Source organism: Nocardioides bigeumensis (assembly GCF_039531755.1).
Taxonomy (GTDB): Bacteria; Actinomycetota; Actinomycetes; order Propionibacteriales; family Nocardioidaceae; genus Nocardioides; species Nocardioides bigeumensis.
In genome coordinates, this window is the sequence record NZ_BAAAQQ010000012.1 from 284,644 (window position 1) to 300,998 (window position 16,355).

At 74.0% G+C, this 16,355-nt stretch carries 15 protein-coding genes; 7 read left to right on the plus strand and 8 right to left on the minus strand.

What is annotated here, in order from left to right; genetic code table 11:
• Positions 1-17: 17 nt before the first annotated feature.
• Genes ABD295_RS13860 through ABD295_RS13870 form a run of 3 tightly spaced genes read right to left on the minus strand, consistent with a single transcriptional unit; the run spans position 18 to position 3,798 of the window.
• Positions 18-923 (minus strand): GNAT family N-acetyltransferase, encoded by a 906-nt coding sequence (locus ABD295_RS13860; RefSeq protein ID WP_344304347.1) that lies wholly within the window; start codon positions 921-923, stop codon positions 18-20.
• 50 nt (positions 924-973) lie between these two features.
• On the minus strand, positions 974-1,498 hold the full coding sequence (locus tag ABD295_RS13865; RefSeq protein WP_344304348.1) for a CGNR zinc finger domain-containing protein: 525 nt from the start codon (positions 1,496-1,498) through the stop codon (positions 974-976).
• A 23-nt stretch (positions 1,499-1,521) separates the two neighbouring features.
• Entirely contained in the window at positions 1,522-3,798 is a 2,277-nt protein-coding gene (locus ABD295_RS13870; RefSeq protein WP_344304349.1) for a helicase-associated domain-containing protein, read from the minus strand.
• A 99-nt stretch (positions 3,799-3,897) separates the two neighbouring features.
• Between ABD295_RS13870 and ABD295_RS13875 the strand changes: the two genes are divergently transcribed.
• The 3 genes from ABD295_RS13875 to ABD295_RS13885 are packed head-to-tail and all read left to right on the plus strand — an operon-like array spanning position 3,898 to position 6,998.
• Positions 3,898-4,755, plus strand: coding sequence for a PP2C family protein-serine/threonine phosphatase (locus tag ABD295_RS13875; protein WP_344304350.1), 858 nt, complete (start codon positions 3,898-3,900; stop codon positions 4,753-4,755).
• Complete coding sequence (locus ABD295_RS13880) at positions 4,752-5,948, plus strand: FHA domain-containing protein (RefSeq protein WP_344304351.1); 1,197 nt, start codon at positions 4,752-4,754, stop codon at positions 5,946-5,948. The genes ABD295_RS13875 and ABD295_RS13880 overlap by 4 nt, the downstream gene beginning before the upstream one ends.
• A 6-nt stretch (positions 5,949-5,954) precedes the next feature.
• On the plus strand, positions 5,955-6,998 hold the full coding sequence (locus tag ABD295_RS13885; RefSeq protein ID WP_344304353.1) for an RDD family protein: 1,044 nt from the start codon (positions 5,955-5,957) through the stop codon (positions 6,996-6,998).
• Between the two features lie 6 nt (positions 6,999-7,004).
• On the opposite strand, the gene ABD295_RS13890 is transcribed toward ABD295_RS13885, so the two are convergent.
• Complete coding sequence (locus ABD295_RS13890; protein ID WP_344304354.1) at positions 7,005-7,787, minus strand: inositol monophosphatase family protein; 783 nt, start codon at positions 7,785-7,787, stop codon at positions 7,005-7,007.
• A 47-nt stretch (positions 7,788-7,834) separates the two neighbouring features.
• On the opposite strand from ABD295_RS13890, the gene ABD295_RS13895 reads away from it, so the two are divergent.
• Positions 7,835-9,451 (plus strand): AMP-binding protein, encoded by a 1,617-nt coding sequence (locus ABD295_RS13895; RefSeq protein ID WP_344304355.1) that lies wholly within the window; start codon positions 7,835-7,837, stop codon positions 9,449-9,451.
• Positions 9,452-9,557: 106 nt separating this feature from the next.
• Here the strand turns inward: ABD295_RS13895 and ABD295_RS13900 are convergent, their stop codons facing one another.
• A complete protein-coding gene (locus ABD295_RS13900) occupies positions 9,558-11,699 on the minus strand; it encodes a S8 family serine peptidase (RefSeq protein WP_344304356.1) in 2,142 nt (713 codons plus the stop codon).
• A 122-nt stretch (positions 11,700-11,821) separates the two neighbouring features.
• On the opposite strand from ABD295_RS13900, the gene ABD295_RS13905 reads away from it, so the two are divergent.
• Together ABD295_RS13905 and ABD295_RS13910 are read left to right on the plus strand one after the other, a co-directional pair.
• Positions 11,822-12,439, plus strand: a complete 618-nt coding sequence (locus tag ABD295_RS13905) for an HAD family hydrolase (RefSeq protein ID WP_344304357.1) — start codon at positions 11,822-11,824, stop codon at positions 12,437-12,439.
• 351 nt (positions 12,440-12,790) lie between these two features.
• Positions 12,791-13,198, plus strand: a complete 408-nt coding sequence (locus ABD295_RS13910) for a cold-shock protein (RefSeq protein ID WP_344304358.1) — start codon at positions 12,791-12,793, stop codon at positions 13,196-13,198.
• Here ABD295_RS13910 and ABD295_RS13915 read toward each other — a convergent pair.
• Positions 13,167-14,588: an MFS transporter gene (locus ABD295_RS13915; RefSeq protein ID WP_344304359.1), complete on the minus strand. Its 1,422-nt coding sequence runs from the start codon at positions 14,586-14,588 to the stop codon at positions 13,167-13,169. The two genes, ABD295_RS13910 and ABD295_RS13915, sit on opposite strands and share 32 nt — an antisense overlap.
• Before the next feature lie 101 nt (positions 14,589-14,689).
• Between ABD295_RS13915 and ABD295_RS13920 the strand changes: the two genes are divergently transcribed.
• Entirely contained in the window at positions 14,690-15,481 is a 792-nt protein-coding gene (locus ABD295_RS13920; protein WP_344304360.1) for a DUF3027 domain-containing protein, read from the plus strand.
• Positions 15,482-15,520: 39 nt separating this feature from the next.
• Here the strand turns inward: ABD295_RS13920 and ABD295_RS13925 are convergent, their stop codons facing one another.
• Together ABD295_RS13925 and ABD295_RS13930 are read right to left on the minus strand one after the other, a co-directional pair.
• The gene (locus ABD295_RS13925) at positions 15,521-15,823 is read right to left on the minus strand and encodes a DUF2530 domain-containing protein (RefSeq protein ID WP_344304361.1); all 303 of its coding nucleotides are present in this window, start codon (positions 15,821-15,823) and stop codon (positions 15,521-15,523) included.
• Positions 15,824-15,875: 52 nt separating this feature from the next.
• Positions 15,876-16,331: a hypothetical protein gene (locus ABD295_RS13930; RefSeq protein ID WP_344304362.1), complete on the minus strand. Its 456-nt coding sequence runs from the start codon at positions 16,329-16,331 to the stop codon at positions 15,876-15,878.
• Between the last annotated feature and the right edge of the window lie 24 nt (positions 16,332-16,355).

Below are 16,355 nucleotides of genomic sequence, written 5' to 3' on the forward strand. Positions count from 1 at the left end.
AGTCTAGGGAGGCCCACCTACACCGACCGCCGGTGGCGATAGCCGACGATGGCCAGTGACGGCACGAAGCCGAGCGACTCGTAGAGCCGCCGCGCAGGGACGCGGTGGTCCTGGACGGTGAGGTGCAGCTTGCCCGTCGTGCTGGCGTCGATCACCGGACGGCAGACGGCGGCCATCAGGTCGCGGCCGGTCCCGCGCCCGCGCGCGTCGTCGCTCACCGCGATGAAGTCGAGGTAACCCTCGCCGTCGGCCTGCACCCGCCCGGCGGCATACCCGAGGAGGCGGCCGCCGTCCGTCGCCACCACCACGACGTACTTCCCGTCCGGAGGGTCCGGCAGCAGCGTCTCGACCGGGGCGTACGTCGCCGGGAACTCCTGGTCGTGCAACGGCCGGACGGCGTCGCGGTCGGCGACACCGGCGGGCCGCACCTCGCCCGACGGGTCCGGCCAGCCGGCGACCGCCGCGGCCTCGACGGTGTACACGTGGTTGGCCTCGCTGGGCGACAGGCCGAGGTCGGCGCCCAGCGACGCCATCAGGACGTGGGACGCATCAGCGGCGAGCTCCCAGTCGTCGACGCCGTCGGGCAGCTGGGCGAGCACCGCGTCGACCAGCGGGCGTGACCAGCGCGCCCACAGCTCGGCGTCACCGCCGGCTACCCATGGCCCGTGGATCCAGGCCCGCCCGAGCTCGGCGTCCCAGTCGCCGAGGACGGCTGCGACGAGCCGGCCCTCCTCGCGGACCGCCCGCACGCTGCCGCGCCAGTCGGGCTCGAGGTCGTCGAGCTCCGCGGCGATCCCGTCGCGGGTCTCACCGAGCATCGTCGTGCCGCGGTCGGGGTGGGCCTGCTCGGCAGCGATGAGGTCGAGGACCTCGTCGAGATCGGCGGTCGGGACGGGCTCGATGGTGGGCTGGGCGGAGGTCACGGGCGCCACCCTAGGAGGGTTGTCCATCGAGTTCGCGGGTTCGAGCCCGGTTAGACCGAGGCTGCACGCTGACGGGCGCGGTACGCCGCCACGTTGGCGCGCGAGGAGCAGCGGTCGGAGCAGTAGCGGCGCGACCGGTTGGGCGAGGTGTCGACGTAGACGTTGGTGCACGGCGCCGCGGCGCAGACGCCGAGCCGGGTGGCACCGAGGTCGCACACCAGGGTGGCCAGGCCCAGCAGCGACTCCGAGATCAGCAGGCTCGCGACGCCGGAGTCGCCCGGTGCGACGTGGATGTGCAGGTCGCCGGGGTCGTGGTCGGAGATCTGCGGGGTGATGGGGTGGCCGGCCAGCAGGTCGTTGAGCAGCCGCGTCACGGCGCTGACGTCACCGGCCGCCGAGGCCTCGAAGACCGGGCGCAGCTGGCGCTGGAACTTGCGCAGGAGCATCGCGTCGCGGTCCTTGGCCTGCTCCTGGAGCCACGGCCGCGACCGCAGCAGCCCGCGGAGCGCGACCTCGTCGGGCAGGGGGGTGTTGACGAGGTGCGCCGAGGAGTCGGCGTACCTCAGGAAGTCCATCGCGACAGAGTACGACCGCGCCCTCAGGCGGTCGTCCCCGTCGGGCGGACCGTGGTGATCCGGTGGATCGCGAAGGTTCGGGTCCCGTCGCTGCGGTGGTCGTGCGCGGTGAGCTGCCCGCCCTCGACGCGCAGCGGGTCCACCAGCCGCTCGGAGGACGCGCCGTCGTTGTCGACGTAGCCGATGAGCACGGACCGGCGCGCCTCGGCCGCGTCGCGGAGCATCGCCAGGGCACCGCTGGGGGTGGTCGGCTCGGCGACCGGGACGGTGCGCACCTCGGCCATCCGGTCGCCGGCGCGGACGGCGCCGACGGCGGCGGTGACCTGGGAGGTCTCGCGGGCGGCCACCTGGCCGGCCGCCCGCCGGCCGCGGGGGGACCGAGCCCGCTTCAGGTCCGGGCGGGCGACGTGCACGGTGCCGTCCGCCCCCTCGACGACGGGGGACGAGCCGAGGTCGCGCAGCCGTGGCAACAGCACGTCGACGGGGACGGTGCTGACGAGCACGGTCGGCGCCAGGCGGCGCAGCCCGAGCGAGGACGCCTTGGGGTGGTGCAGCAGCTCGGTGAGCGCGGCCTCGTCGTCCGCGCGCAGGAAGGCCTCGACGGCGCCCACCCGGACGGTGCCGAAGGTGCGGGCGGCGTCGTCGACCATGTAGGTCAGCGGTTGCGGGACCGGGGTGCGCGATACGTCGGCGAGGAACGCGTGGACGTCGGCGGCCGGCCATCCCACATCGAAGGCCCGGCGCACGGACGACGGGGTGAAGCGGTAGACCGTCGCGCCACCCCGGGACTCGACGTCGGCGACCAGGTGCAGGGTCCGGGCGAGCGTCGGCTCGAGCGGCCCGGGCGCGACGGCGGTGAGGTCGGCCTGCAGGAGCACGTGGTCGACGGCCTGGGGCAGCAGCGGCGTCAGCGCCTCTCGCGCCGCCTTGTCGTCCCCGGCGAGCAGGGCCCGGCCGGCGCTCGCGAGGCCGCCGAGCCCGGCGACGCCCAGCTGCTCCGCCTCGCTGAGCGCGGCGGCCACCAGGTCCTCGCGCAGGCGCGGGCGCCGTGGCCGCTCCCAGGCGACGCGCGCGACGAGCGAGGGGAGGCCGGTCCCGCTGGCGAGCACCTCACCGGGAGGCAGCAGGGCCAGCGCCTCGAGGGTCATCCGGCGGGCCTCGACCTGCAAGGTGCTGGCGAGCTCGGGGGCGAGCGCGTTGGCCGTGCGTCCGCCGGTCGCCGCGTCCTTGGTGCCGACCCGCGAAGGGGTCCTCGGCGTCGTGAGCCAGGCGCGCACCAGCGCCCACCACCGGTCGCTCGCGACATCGGCGGTCCACTGGTCGAAGAGGTCCGTGGGCAGCCACACGCCGTCGCCGTCGGGCGCGACGGCCTGCTCCAGGAGACCTGCTGCGTGCGCCACCTCGACCAGCAGCGCGGCTGCGGGCTCGTCGACGTGCAGGTGGGCCGCCGCGGCCTTGAGGTCGCGCACCCCGAGGCCACCGCTGCGCAGGGCGCCGGGCGGGGTGGTGCCCCAGTGGTCGAGGAGCAGCTCGACGCGGCGTACGGCCTCGAACGCAGCACCCGCGGCGGTCCGGTCGACCAGGTCACCACCGCGGGGCGTGGTCGCCAGCGCAGGAGGGACGTCGGCCGGCTCGCGCGTCGTACGCCCGCCGCGCAGCGCCAGGCCCACCTGGCCGGGGATGACGACCAGCCCGCGCTGCCGCGGGACGAGCAGCCTCTGGGCGAGCAGCTCACCCACAGGGGTGGCCGGGTCGGGTGCGGGGTCCGAGGCTGCGTCGGTGTGGCCGGACCCGCCCTGGCCGTCGACGTGCTCGAGCATGGCGCGGGCCGGCGCCGACAGGGCGTCGATGCGGCGGCGTGCCTCGTCGACGGTCTGGTCGGGCTCGAGCGCGTGCAACCCGCTCGCGCCCGCCGCCGGACCTCCGGCGAGGCACTCGGCGACACCGGTCAGCGGGCGCAGTGCGGCACCCTCCGCGCTACGCGCCTCCCAGGCGACCGCGAGGTCGACGAGCCGGGTGGCTGCCTCCTCGACCGACGCCCGGTCGGCGAGCACGAGGTCGGCCAACCCGTCGATCGAGGTTTGACCCGCGAGGACGAGGGCATCAAGGACGGTGAGCTCGAAGCGGTTCAGCCGGTCGAGCGCGCGTGCCAGCGAGGCGCGCGTGGCGGCGCGGGACGCCAGGTGAGCCGAGTCGTGAGGAGCAGGGGTGGCGAGGTCGGGTCGGTCGCGGAGGAGTCGGGCCAGTCTCTGGTCCGGCCAGGACCTGAACTGGTCTGCCAGCGTCCGGTGCCCGTCCATCGTGGCCGAGGCTACTCCCGGCTCGCGCGCCGACAGTCGCCCGAGCCGCTACTCTCACGCCCACCCAGGAGGTGGCACCCGGCCGATGAGTCCCGCCCTATGAGTCAGCACCGATCCGCCGCGACCCGCAAGGTCGAGCTGCACTACGGCGCCACGACCGACGTGGGCAAGGTGCGGTCCGTCAACGAGGACTCCTACCTCGCCGCCCCGCCCGTCTTCGTCGTCGCGGACGGCATGGGCGGTCACGAGGGTGGCGACGTCGCGAGCCGCATCGTCGTGGAGGTCTTCGCCGAGCTCGTCGACACCGAGCACGACGCCCGCAGCGGCGCCGCGGCCATCGCCGAGCTGCTGGTCCGCGCCCAGAAGGAGATCAACCAGTACGCGCTCGAGCAGCGCCTGGGCGGCGGCCGCGAGGGCGCGTTTCGCTGGTACGCCGGCACCACCGCCGTCGTCGGGCTCCTGGTGGGCGACGACGACGGACCCAAGTGGCTGCTGGCCAACCTCGGCGACTCGCGCATCTACCGGCTCGACGCCGGAACCCTCGAGCAGGTCTCGGTCGACCACTCGGTCGTCCAGGAGCTTCTCGAGGCAGGGACGATCACCGAGGACGAGCTGGAGACGCACCCGGAGCGGCACGTGGTGACCCGTGCGCTGGGCGGCCCCGACAACGCCGAGGCGGACTACTTCCTGCTGCCGTTGACGGCCGTGGAGCGGCTGATGCTCTGCTCGGACGGCATCAACGGGATGATCGACGACCGGGCGATCGAGCAGATCCTCCAGGAGGTCGGTGACCCCCGCGACGCGGCCGACCAGCTGGTGGCGGCCGCCCTGGAGGCCGGAGGGCGCGACAACGCGACAGCGGTCGTGGTCGATGTGGTGGGATTGCTCACCGACGACGCCCGTGGCTCGGCCTCCGAAGGGGTCAGCCTCGAACAGAAGCTGGGGGCCCTGCCGTGAGCGACGACGCGAGGACGCCTCGGTCCTACCGGCCCGGTTCGTGGTACGGCGTGCTCGGCGACCCTGCGCAGTCGGCCGCCAGCCTGCTCCTGCCACCCGGCGAGCGCGCCCGGGTGGCCGCGCTGTGGGAGCTGGTGGACGGGGGCGCCGGCTTCGACGAGGTGCTCGACGCGCTGCTCGCCGGAGGGCTCAGCGACCTCGAGGGGTTCGTGCTCTGGAGCGTCGCCGACGACCTCATGCAGGTGGTCGTGCGTGGCCCGGCCCGGGTGGTGCTGACCACGGCGGACGGCGAGGACGTGCTCGACGGAGCCTCCGCCGCGACCTGGGCGGAACGCCGGGTGCGCGGGGTCCGGAGCACCTCGGTGGAGATCGAGGACGTCGACGGTCCCGACCTCGGCGTGGTGAGCGGGCTGGTCCGCGTCGGCAGGGTCGACGAGCCGGCGTACGCCGCGGCGCCCGACGAGGCTGACGTGGCGGCCGTCCCCGAGGTCGAGGACGAGTCGACGGAGCCGGCCGATCCCGTCGCCAGCGAGGACGTCACCGGTCTCGAGGGGTCCCCCGAACCGCTGGCCGAGGAGCCGGAGATCGAGGAGCCGGAGATCGAGCCCCTGGCGCCGCCGCGCGAGCCGCGACCGCAGCCGACCCTGCGCGACGGGCTCTCTCTCGCGCCGGTCGCCCCGACTCCGGACCCGCTCTCCGATCCCTTGCCCGACCCCGTGCACGCGCAGCCCGACCCGGACGACGAGCAGACCGAGCAGCTGGCGCCGGGCGCCTGGCAGCCCACGGGCCCGGCCCTGCCCGGCATCCCCGGACAGCCCCAGGCTCCGGCGGTGACGTCCCGCCCGGTCGCCCGGCTGGTGCTGTCCAACGGGGCGACCGTCGAGGTCGATCGCGCGGTCCTGGTCGGCAGGTCGCCGGAGGCGCGCAGGTTCGGCGCCGCCGAGCAGCCCCGGCTGGTCACGGTGCCGAGCCCGCACCAGGAGATCTCGTCCACCCACCTCGAGGTGCGCCCGGGATCGGGCGCCGACCACGGCTCGGCCGTGGTCACCGACCTGGGCTCGACCAACGGCACCGTGCTCGTGCAGCCCGGGCTGCCGCCCGAGAGCCTGCAGCCCGGCATCGCCGTGCAGCTCATCCCCGGCGCGATCATCGACCTCGGCGACGGCGTGACCATCCAGGTCACCAACGTCTGAGTGCAGATGACCGAGGCGTACCCGGCCGCGGGGCTGGACCGTCGCTTCTACGCGTTCGCCGTCGATCGGCTGGTCTCGTGGGGCTTGCAGGGCGCCGCCCTGTGGCTGGCGTGGTGGCTCTTCCTCGACCGGGGTGAGACCGCGACCGGCGTAGCCGTGATCGTGGGAGCGGTGCTGGGCGTCGGGGTCGCGTTCGCGCTGGGCCAGGGGCTGACCGGACTCACCCCCGGCAAGGCGCTGCTCGGCCTGCGCACCGTCCGCGCCGGCAGCGGGGCGTCGATCGGGGTGGCCCCAGCGCTCCTGCGCGGTGCGGTCCTCTGGGTCGCCACGCTCCCGGCGTTCGGGCTCGGCCTGGCGACGCTGGCGTGGACGGCGGTGAGCGACCCGGGGCGGCAGCGGCGGGGCTGGCACGACCAGCTCTGCGGGTCGGTCGTCGTCGACGTACGCCCGGTGCCGGCCGAGGTCGAGGTCGAGGACAGCGGCCCCCGGCAGGTCGTGAACCTCACCGCCATGCGCCTGGTGCCGGCACCCCCGGTGGCCGCCGCCCCCGCACCCGTTCCGGCGCCCGTTCCGGCGCCCGCCCCGGCACCTCGCCCCGTGCGCCCGGCGCCGGTGCCCGCCCCGCCCGTCGCCCCGGCTCCGCCGGCGCGCACCACGCCGTCGGCGTCACCGGAGGACGGGCGCACCGTCGTGCGTGGCGGCGGCCAGGCCTCCCGGCTGCGCTGGCGGGTGGTCTTCGACACCGGAGAGGCGTTCGTGGTCGAGGGGCTGGGCCTGGTCGGGCGGCGTCCCGAACCCCGCCCGGGGGAGCCGGTCCGTCATGTCGTCCCGCTGCCCTCGGCCGACATGTCGCTGTCCAAGACGCACGCGCAGTTCCACCTCGCACCCGACGGAGTGCTCGTCGTGATGGACCGCGGCTCGACCAACGGGTCTGTGCTCGTCCGTCAGGGTGTGGACCGCGACCTCGCCGCGGGCAAGCCCGCGACGCTGCTGGACGGTGACCTCGTGCGCTTCGGCGACCGCGAGATGACCGTCAGCCGCGTCGGTTAGGGCCCGTCAGAGGCTGTCGAGCAGTCCCACCGCGTGGGCGTACGTCGCCTGGTCGGCCGCCCCGATCAGCCCGCGCTGCTCGGGCCCCTGAGCGCGGTACACCTTGCCGTCCAGCGTGCCGAGGAAGCCACCCGCCTCGCGCAGGATCAGCCCGCCGGGCGCGTGGTCCCAGGGGCGCGGCGGGCCGTAGAGGACCAGGTCGGCCGCACCCTCGACCAGCTGGGGATAGTCCACTCCGCAGCACACCCAGGTGAGCTCGAAGGCCCGCAACCCGGGGAGCTCGCGCCCCACGAAGCGCCGCCGCGAGGTCACCGGTCGCCAGCTCGCCGGCTCGGGGTCCGGCGTGGCGCGGGTGAGCCGCTCGCCGTTGCGGTAGGCGCCCGCGCCGCTCTCGGCGACGTACGCCGCCTGGTGCTGCGGTTGCCAGATCCACCCCCGCACCACCTCACCGCCCCGGCTCTCGCTGAGCATGGTGGCGTGGTCCTTCGAGCCCCGGACGAAGTTCTTGGTCCCGTCGATCGGGTCGATGGTGAAGGCATGCTCGGCGGCGGCGTACCGCTCCAGCGACCTCGGGTCGCCGGCGAACGCCTCCTCGCCGAGCACGGCAGCGTCCGGGAACTCCGCGCGGAGCCGCGCCGCGATGATCACCTCGGCCTCGCGGTCCGCGTCGGTGACCAGGTCTCCCGGGGCCTTCTCGTGGATCTGGTCGGACTCCAGCGCGCGGAAGCGCGGGTTGATCACCTCGTCCGCGACCTCCTGAAGCATCAGCAGCATCGCGTCGGTGTCCACGTGTCCTGAACCTACCGGTGCCGCGATCGTCGGCGTACGTTCGGCGGATGGAGTCCTACGCCGCCGGCGAGACCTCGCCGCCCCTGCTCGACGAGACGATCGGCGCGGCCTTCGAGCGGACGGTCGCGGCGTGGCCCGACCGTGAGGCCCTGGTCGAGGTGGCGTCCGGGCGACGCTGGACCTGGGCCGAGCTCGACCGTGACGTCGACGACGTCGCGCGCGGTCTGCTGGCGGCCGGGATCGCCAAGGGCGACCGGGTCGGCATCTGGGCGCCCAACGTCGCGGAGTGGACCCTCGTGCAGGTCGCCACCGCGAAGGTCGGTGCGATCCTCGTCAACGTCAACCCGGCGTACCGGACCCACGAGCTGGAGTACGCCGTCAACCAGTCGGGCCTGCGCCTGATGTTCAGCGCGTCGGCGTTCCGGACCAGCGACTACCGCTCCATGCTCGACGAGGTCGGGCTGAGCTGTCCCGGCCTGGAGCGGGTGGTCTATCTCGACACCGACGACTGGGCGACGCTGGTGGCCGAGGGGGAGCGGGTGCCGGCGGACGCGGTGGCCGAGCGAATGGCGGACCTCGCGCCGGGCGACGCGATCAACATCCAGTACACGTCGGGCACGACCGGCCGGCCCAAGGGCGCCACCCTGAGCCACCGCAACATCCTCAACAACGGCTTCTTCACGACCGAGCTGATCGGCTTCAGCGAGGAGGACCGGCTCTGCATCCCGGTGCCCTTCTACCACTGCTTCGGGATGGTGATGGGCACCCTCGGCTGCATCACCCACGGCGCGACGATCGTGATCCCTGGGCCCGGCTTCGACCCGGACGTGACGTTGACGGCCGTCGCCGACGAGCGGTGCACCGGCGTGTACGGCGTCCCCACGATGTTCATCGCCATGCAGAACGCGAAGTCCTTCGCCGAGCACGACCTGTCGTCGTTGCGCACCGGCGTCATGGCCGGGTCGGTGTGCCCCATCGAGGTGATGAAGCGCTGCATCGACGACATGCACATGGCCGAGGTCGCCATCGCCTACGGCATGACCGAGACCTCTCCGGTCTCCTGCCAGACCCGCGGCGACGACGACCTCGACCGGCGTACCGCGACCATCGGCCGCGTCCACCCGCACGTCGAGATCAAGGTCGTCGACCCCGAGACCGGTGCCACGGTCGAGCGCGGCGAGCCCGGTGAGTTCTGCACCCGCGGCTACTCGGTGATGCTCGGCTACTGGGAGGAGCCCGCGAAGACCGCCGAGGCCATCGACCCCGACGGCTGGATGCACACCGGCGACCTCGCCGTGATGCGCGAGGATGGCTACTGCGTCATCGTCGGCCGGATCAAGGACATGGTCATCAGGGGCGGCGAGAACATCTACCCCCGCGAGGTCGAGGACTTCCTCTACACCCACCCCGACATCGAGGACGTCCAGGTGATCGGCGTCCCGGACGACAAGTACGGCGAGGAGCTGTGCGCCTGGATCAAGCTCCGGGCCGGCGCTCCCACCCTCGACGCAGACGGAGTCCGGGCCTTCGCCACCGGCAAGCTCGCGCACTTCAAGATCCCGCGCTACGTGAAGGTCGTCTCCGAGTTCCCCATGACCGTCACCGGCAAGGTCCGCAAGGTCGAGATGCGCGAGCAGTCGACGCGGGAGCTCGGCCTGGTCTAGGGGTGGCCGCGTGAGGCCCGTTTCCGCGCAATTGCGCCGTTATGGCGCGCCTCGCCGCGTACACGAGCGCCGTTCCCGCGCAATTGCGCAGTTGTTGCCCCTCGAATCAGCGCGAGAGCACGACCGGCAGCCGCAAGCGCGAACCGTCCGCGCCGCGCCACACGACGTACCCGTCGTCGGCGGCCCGCCCCCCGGCCACCGTGACCGTGAACGTCGCGGACCCACCCGCGGGGATCGTCACGGCGGCGGGCGTGACCAGCACCGAGCGGCGGTCGAAGCCTCGGGCAGAGGAGGAGAAGTACTTCGCACGGGACCCGAGGTTGGTCAGGGTGCGGGTGACCGTGCCGGCCCGCGAGAGCAGGACGGACGGCGCGTTGAGGTCGGCCGGCCGCAGGTCCCCGTCGAGCCAGCGCCGGTAGTCACCGGCGGGGACGTCGAGCACCAGCCGGCTGTGGAGCGCGGCTCCGACGGCACTACGGCCGGCTCCTTGGCGCAGCGCGGCGCCGGAGACGGGACGGGCGCTGGTGGTGAGGGCGGACCGCAGGGCCGCCGCCGACCAGTCGGGGTGCCGGGTGCGCAGGACGGCTGCGACGCCGCTCACGTGGGCGGCGGCCGCCGAGGTGCCGGTGAGGTAGCCGAACCGGTTGCCGTCGGGACGCGGGGGCAGCGCGCCGAGCCGGCCAGTGGCGGGCGCGACCAGGTCGGGCTTGACCAGGGCCGAAGCGGGGTCACCGCCGCCCGACCAGCGGAGCACGTGGACCGGTCCGCGGACGTCGCGGGCGGGCGTCAGCCGAGCGCGGGCCCGGGGGTGGCGGGCGAGGTGCGCGGCGAGCCGTTGTCCCGCACGACGTGCGAGATGGACGGTCGGTACGGCGTGCAGGTCGAGCGCCACACCCGCTCCACCGCCACCGGTGTCGGTCAGCACCATGCCGACGCCGCCCGCCCTGGCGACCGCCGCCGACTTGTCGAGGCGGCCGATGCTGCCGCGCGCGCAGACGACGATCGCGTTCGCGACCACGCCCGCGTCGAGGGAGCCGGGGGTGCACAGGGCGGCGTCCTGCGGCGCGGTTCCGGGCGCCGCCGCCCGGGCACCGAGCACGATCCGGGCCTGCGGCAGGGGTCGGCGCGACACCATCGAGCCCTCGACCGTCGGCCCGCCGTCCACCCTGACCCGGCCGACCGGCAGCGCCGTCGAGGTACCTCCGACCGTGGTGACCCACGGCGAGGGGTGCGCGGCGTACGCCGTCCGGCCGGTGTTGCCGGCTGCGGCCACCACCACGACGTCGGCTTCGGCGGCGCCGAGCAGGGCCCGCTCCAGCACGTCGACCTCGACGGGACCGGCGACCGACAGGTTGAGCACGTCGACGCCGTCGCCCACCGCGGCGTCGACCGCAGTCACCAGGTCGGCGGTGGCGCAGCCGTCGTCAGCGGGGTCGGGTGCGGTCCAGCAGGCTTTGTAGACCGCCAGGCGGGCCTGCGGCGCCACGCCGGAGAAGGTGCCCAGCGTCTCGCCGCTGCCCCGCACCGACACGTCGGCGTTGCCCGCGGCGATCGAGGCGACCTGGCTGCCGTGGCCGCTGTCGTCGCGGGGGGAGAGGTACGACGAGCTGCGCACCCGGTCGACGCCGAACCCGTCCACGAACCACCGGGCTCCCACCACCTTGCGCTGGCAGGTGTCCGCGCTCCAGCCCGGGCCTTCCGCGCAGGTGCCGCGGAATCCCTGCGGGCGCTTGCCGAGCCTCGGCACGCCCGAGAAGAGCGCGCTCTCGGGCCACAACCCCGAGTCGACCACGCCGATGACCGTGCCGGCGCCGCCGCGGGCGCGCCCGGACGCCGACCCGGGCGCTGCCCCGGTGCCCGGTCCAGTGCCCTGCCGCCCGGGCGCGGCGGCCAGCGCGCGGACCTCGTTGGGCTCCACGAGCGCCACGGCCGGGTCGGCCGCCAGCAAGGTGGCCTGGCCGGGCGTCAGGGCCACGGCGTACCCGTTGAGCGCCTCGGTCCACCGGTAGACCGGCTCCGCTGCCCCGACAACGGCGAGGGTCGCGTCCTGCTCGGCGAGCAGCCGCGCCCGCGTGGCGGTGCCGGTCTCACGGCCGCCGGTGCCGGTGACGCCAGGCCCTTCGAGGGCGACGAGGTAGAGGCTCGAGTCGTCCGCGGCCCGGGCGGTGCTCGAGGGCAGCGCGAGGGAGGCCAACGCGGCTGCCAGGACCAGCGCGGACGTCAGCGACACACGGGTCGACCTCTTCATCGCGCACCTCCTCGGGCCACAGTGATGATCGTCTTCTCCGGTGAACTGTCCATACTCGCGCAGGCCGGTCATGGTGGCACCCCGTTCCCCTCGGTTCAAACGACCGTCCTACGGTTCAGGTCATGGAGCGACTTGCCGTGGGGTTCGACCTCGACATGACGCTCATCGACACCGGACCCGGCATCGGCGCCGTCCTGGACGTCCTCGGCGACGAGCTGGGCGTCGAGTTCGCGATCGCCGAGATCACCGCAGCGCTCGGGCCGCCGCTGCACCACGTCTTCGCCGACTACCTCCCCGCCGAGCGGGTGCCGGCGGCCGTCGAGCGGTTCCGGGCGCTCTACCCCGACCTGGCGATCGAGCCGGTGTCGCTGCTGCCGGGTGCGGCCGATTCCGTCGCCGCCGTACGCCGCCACGGCGGCCGGGTCGTCGTCGTCACCGGCAAGCACGGCCCCAACGCCCGCCTGCACCTCGACCACCTCGGCGTCGACCTCGACCACCTCGGCGGTGGCGTCTGGGGCGTCGGCAAGGCGGACGTGCTGCTGGCAGAGCGGGTGTCGGTCTACGTCGGCGACCACGTGCACGACGTGGAAGGTGCGCACGCCGCCGGGGCGTTGAGCGTGTCGGTGCTGACCGGCGGCTCGAGCGAGGAGGACCTGCGGGCTGCCGGCACGGACGTGGTGCTGCCGTCGCTGGTCGACTTCCCCGCCTGGCTCGACGGTCATGTGTCGGGCGAGCGCTGACCCGGGCCGACCATTCCCGCGCAATTGAACGGTTATGGCCGTGCGTGGGCTTTGGGGCCGACCATTCCCGCGCAATTGAACGGTTGTGGCCGCGTGTGGGTCCCGGGGGCGACCATTTCCGCGCAATTGAACGGTTGTGGCCGCGTGTGGGTCCCGGGGGCGACCATTTCCGCGCAATTGAACGGTTGTGGCCGTGCGTGGGCTCCGGGGCCGACCATTTCCGCGCAATTGAACGGTTGTGGCCACGCGCGCCGGCCTATCGGGTTGGCACCCGCAACAGCACGCCACATAGGCTTGCCGGGCACCTGCCGCCGCGGCAGGACGAGCAGCGCACGTAGGGAGAGCAGGACCGTGCCCACTGGCAAGGTGAAGTGGTTCGACGAGGAGAAGGGCTTCGGCTTCCTGTCGCAGGAGGACGGCCCCGACGTCTACGTCCACGCCGACGCGCTCCCGGAGGGCACCAAGGCGCTGAAGAACGGCGCCCGGGTGGAGTTCGGCATCGCCCAGGGCCGGCGTGGCGAGCAGGCCCTGCAGGTGCGGGTGCTCGACAACCCGCCCTCGGTGTCCCGCAACCGGGCGGAGGCGCGGGCGCAGGCCAAGCGCAAGAACCCCGAGGAGATGGCGACCATCGTCGAGGACACCATCCGCCTCCTCGACGCGGTCGGCGAGGGCTACCGGCACGGCCGGCACCCCGACGCCAAGTCCGCCAAGCCGGCGGCCAAGCTGCTCAGGGCGCTGGCGGACGAGCTCGAGCGCTGACGGCCAGGACCGGTCGGGTCGCCACGACGAACACCAGCCACGCGGTGAGCACCGCGCAGGCGACGCCGAGCCCGGTGCGCGGCATCAGTGGCATCGCGATGCCGACGAAGCCGCCGATCACCCACGCCAGCTGGAGGGTGGTGTCGGAGCGGGCGAAGGCCGAGGTCTGCACCCGCTCGCGGACGTCGCGCTGGATCGTGGAGTCGAGCGACAGCTTGGCCAGCGACTGGGCGAGTCCCGCGGTGAGACCGAGCAGCAGCAGCGGCACCAGCCCGTAGAACAGCGCCGCCACCAGCGCCATCACGGCATCGACCACGAGCGCGAGCACGACGGTGATCTTGGGGTTGATGCGCTTGAGGAGCGAGGCGAGCGCGATGCCGAGGGTGTTGCCGAGACCGGCGGCGCCGACCACCATCCCGAGCAGCACCTCGGGGCGCCAGTCGCCGATGGGGTTCTCGCGCAGCAGGAACGCCATGAACATCGTCAGGAAGCCCGACATCCAGCGCGGCCCGCAGTTGGAGCGCAGTGCGAAGGCGACCGTGCCCGGGATCCGCATCCGCGGCCGGCCCTTGCGTCCGGGCGTCGGGTGCTCGCTGCCGCGCAGCGTCATCTCGCCCTCGCCGAGGCTCGAGTCGACCCGCTGGGGCAGCCGGATCGCCCAGATCGTGGCCAGCACGAAGACGAGGAAGGCGTAGCGCAGCGACCACTCGGGCCCGAAGTACGCCGCCAGGCCGGCCAGCGGTGCCGACACGGCCACCCCGACCACCCCTGCCAGTGACGTGCGCGCGTTGGCCTTGACCAGGCTCACGCCCTCGGGCTGCAGGCGGGGCACGGCGGCGGCCCGCGTGACGCCGTACGCCTTCGACGACACCAGGACGCCCAGCGCGGCCGGGAAGAGCCAGCCGGACTCGTCGACCACCGCCCCGGCAAGAGCCAGGCACAGGAGCCCCCGGATCGCCATCGTCGAGCCGATCGCCCAACGGCGGCCGTGGGCGAACCGGTCCAGGAACGGCCCGATCAGCGGCGCCACGATCGCGAACGGCAGCATCGTCAGCCCGAGGAAGAGCGCGACCTGGCCGCGGGCCTCACCGGTCGGGACCTGGAAGAAGAGCGTGCCCGCGAGCGAGATCGCGACGGCCGCGTCGCCGGCGGCGTTGAAGGCGTGCAGCTCGATCAGCCGCGAGAGCCCGGACTGCCCTGCCCCCTCGGCCTCGGCGCCCCGGCGGGCCTGGCGCAGCGTGGCGCGGCCGAGCCTGCCGGTGACCCGGGCGGCGCCCGCGAAACCCCTGCCGGCGACCTTCGCGCCGCTCCCCACGATCCGCCCGGCCTGCCGGGCGCGCTCGCGACCCGACGGGTCGGCGGGGCGGTGCCCCGGCTGGCTCGTGGTCACTGCCCCATCCTGCCCCGAGACAGGGCACGCGGACCGGGCACGCGCCGAGCCGGCCGGGCCCACGACCTGACAGCGGTGGCGCGATGAGCGACAATCTCCCGGTGACCCTGACCCCTGTGGCGTCGACCGCCCGTGCCAAGAGCGACGCGACCGTCGTGGGTGCCGTCGACCGGGCACGCGCGGCCCTGGTCGAGGAGGTCGACGAAGGCGACGTGGGGGACCACCTCGGCGCGCTCGTCGAGGGCGACCGGGTCGCCACCCACCTGTTCGCGTGCACGCGGGCGGGCTACCTCGGGTGGCGCTGGTCGGTCACCGTGGCGCGGGCCTCGCGGCAGAAGTCCGTCACGGTCGACGAGATCGTGCTGATCCCCGGCGACGAGGCGATCGTCGCGCCGCCCTGGGTGCCCTACAAGGAGCGCATCAAGCCCGGCGACCTGTCCCCGGGTGACCTGCTCCCGGTCGAGGAGGACGACGAGCGGCTCGTGCCGACGTACGCCGTCGGCGAGGACGAGGGCCTCAGCGAGGACGACGTCGCGCAGGTGCACTCCGTGGCCTTCGAGCTCGGTATCGGCCGGGTGCGCACGCTCTCGCTCGAAGGCCGCGAGCAGGCCGCCCAGCGCTGGTACGACGGCCTCGGCGGCCCCGACTCGCCGCTCGCGCAGGCCGCGCCCGAGCCGTGCCGGACCTGTGGCTTCCTGATCCGGGTGGCGGGCTCGCTCTCCGAGTCCTTCGGGGTGTGTGCCAACGGCAACGCCAACGACGACGGCCGCGTGGTCTCCTTCGACCACGGGTGCGGGGCGCACTCCGAGGTCACCCTGCAGAAGCGCCACCTGCCCAAGGCGCTGCCCCAGCACGCGCTCGACGACTGGGACGACGAGTTCGACCCGCTCTGACCCGAGCCCGGTCAGTCGAGCCTGGTCGGTCGAGCCCGGTCAGTCGAGATCGTCGGACGCGGCCGCGCGCAGCTCGTCGCGCGCCCGTTTGCGGCGGCGGCAGAACTCCAGGCCGAAGAGACCCAGACCGAACCCTGCCAGGCAGGTCCACAGCCACCAGCCGTGCCCCGCCTCGTCGAGGCGGCCGTAGAACGGCAGCAGCGCGAGGAAGCCGAGCAGCCACAGCCCGACGCCGACCGACACGGTGCGCACCCCGTCGACGTCGAGCGGGTCCACGTCGGCCACGATGTAGGTGCGGTTGCCGATCTCGTGCTGCATCGGCTGGTCGTCGTGGAGGTCCACGGTCCGAGGTTACCGGTGGGTCTGGACCCGGCTCGACCACCGGTGGTCGAGCTCAGTCGAGACTGCCGCCGCGCTGCTCCCGGGTCTTCAGCTCCGCCTCGTACGTGTGCTGCTCGACCCCGGTCTCCTGGCGCAGGTGGGCCTCGACGTCCCGGAAGGCCGACCAGTACGACGCGTCGTACGCCTCGACCAGCTGGAAGGTCCAGCGTCCGTCGATGACGTCGCGGCCCACCAGCACCTCGTCGACCAGGTCGGCCAGGTCGGCGTGTCCGGCGTCGCGCAGCTGGGCGACACCGTCCTGCAGGGTGAGGTCCGCGGTCCCGGAGAGCCGGTGGAACGCATAGAGGTGACCGCGAGCGTGCTCGACCGCCTCCAGCGCTTCGGAGACCTTGCCGAGGGCGGCGACGGTGGCGTCGTCGGCGCCGTCGGGTCGTGGGTGCTCGGAGGGGCGGTCGGGTCGACGGGCGGACCCCCATCGTGAGCGGAGGTCGTCAGCGGAGTCGTTCACCCCGACGTCGTACCCGCTGCGGCC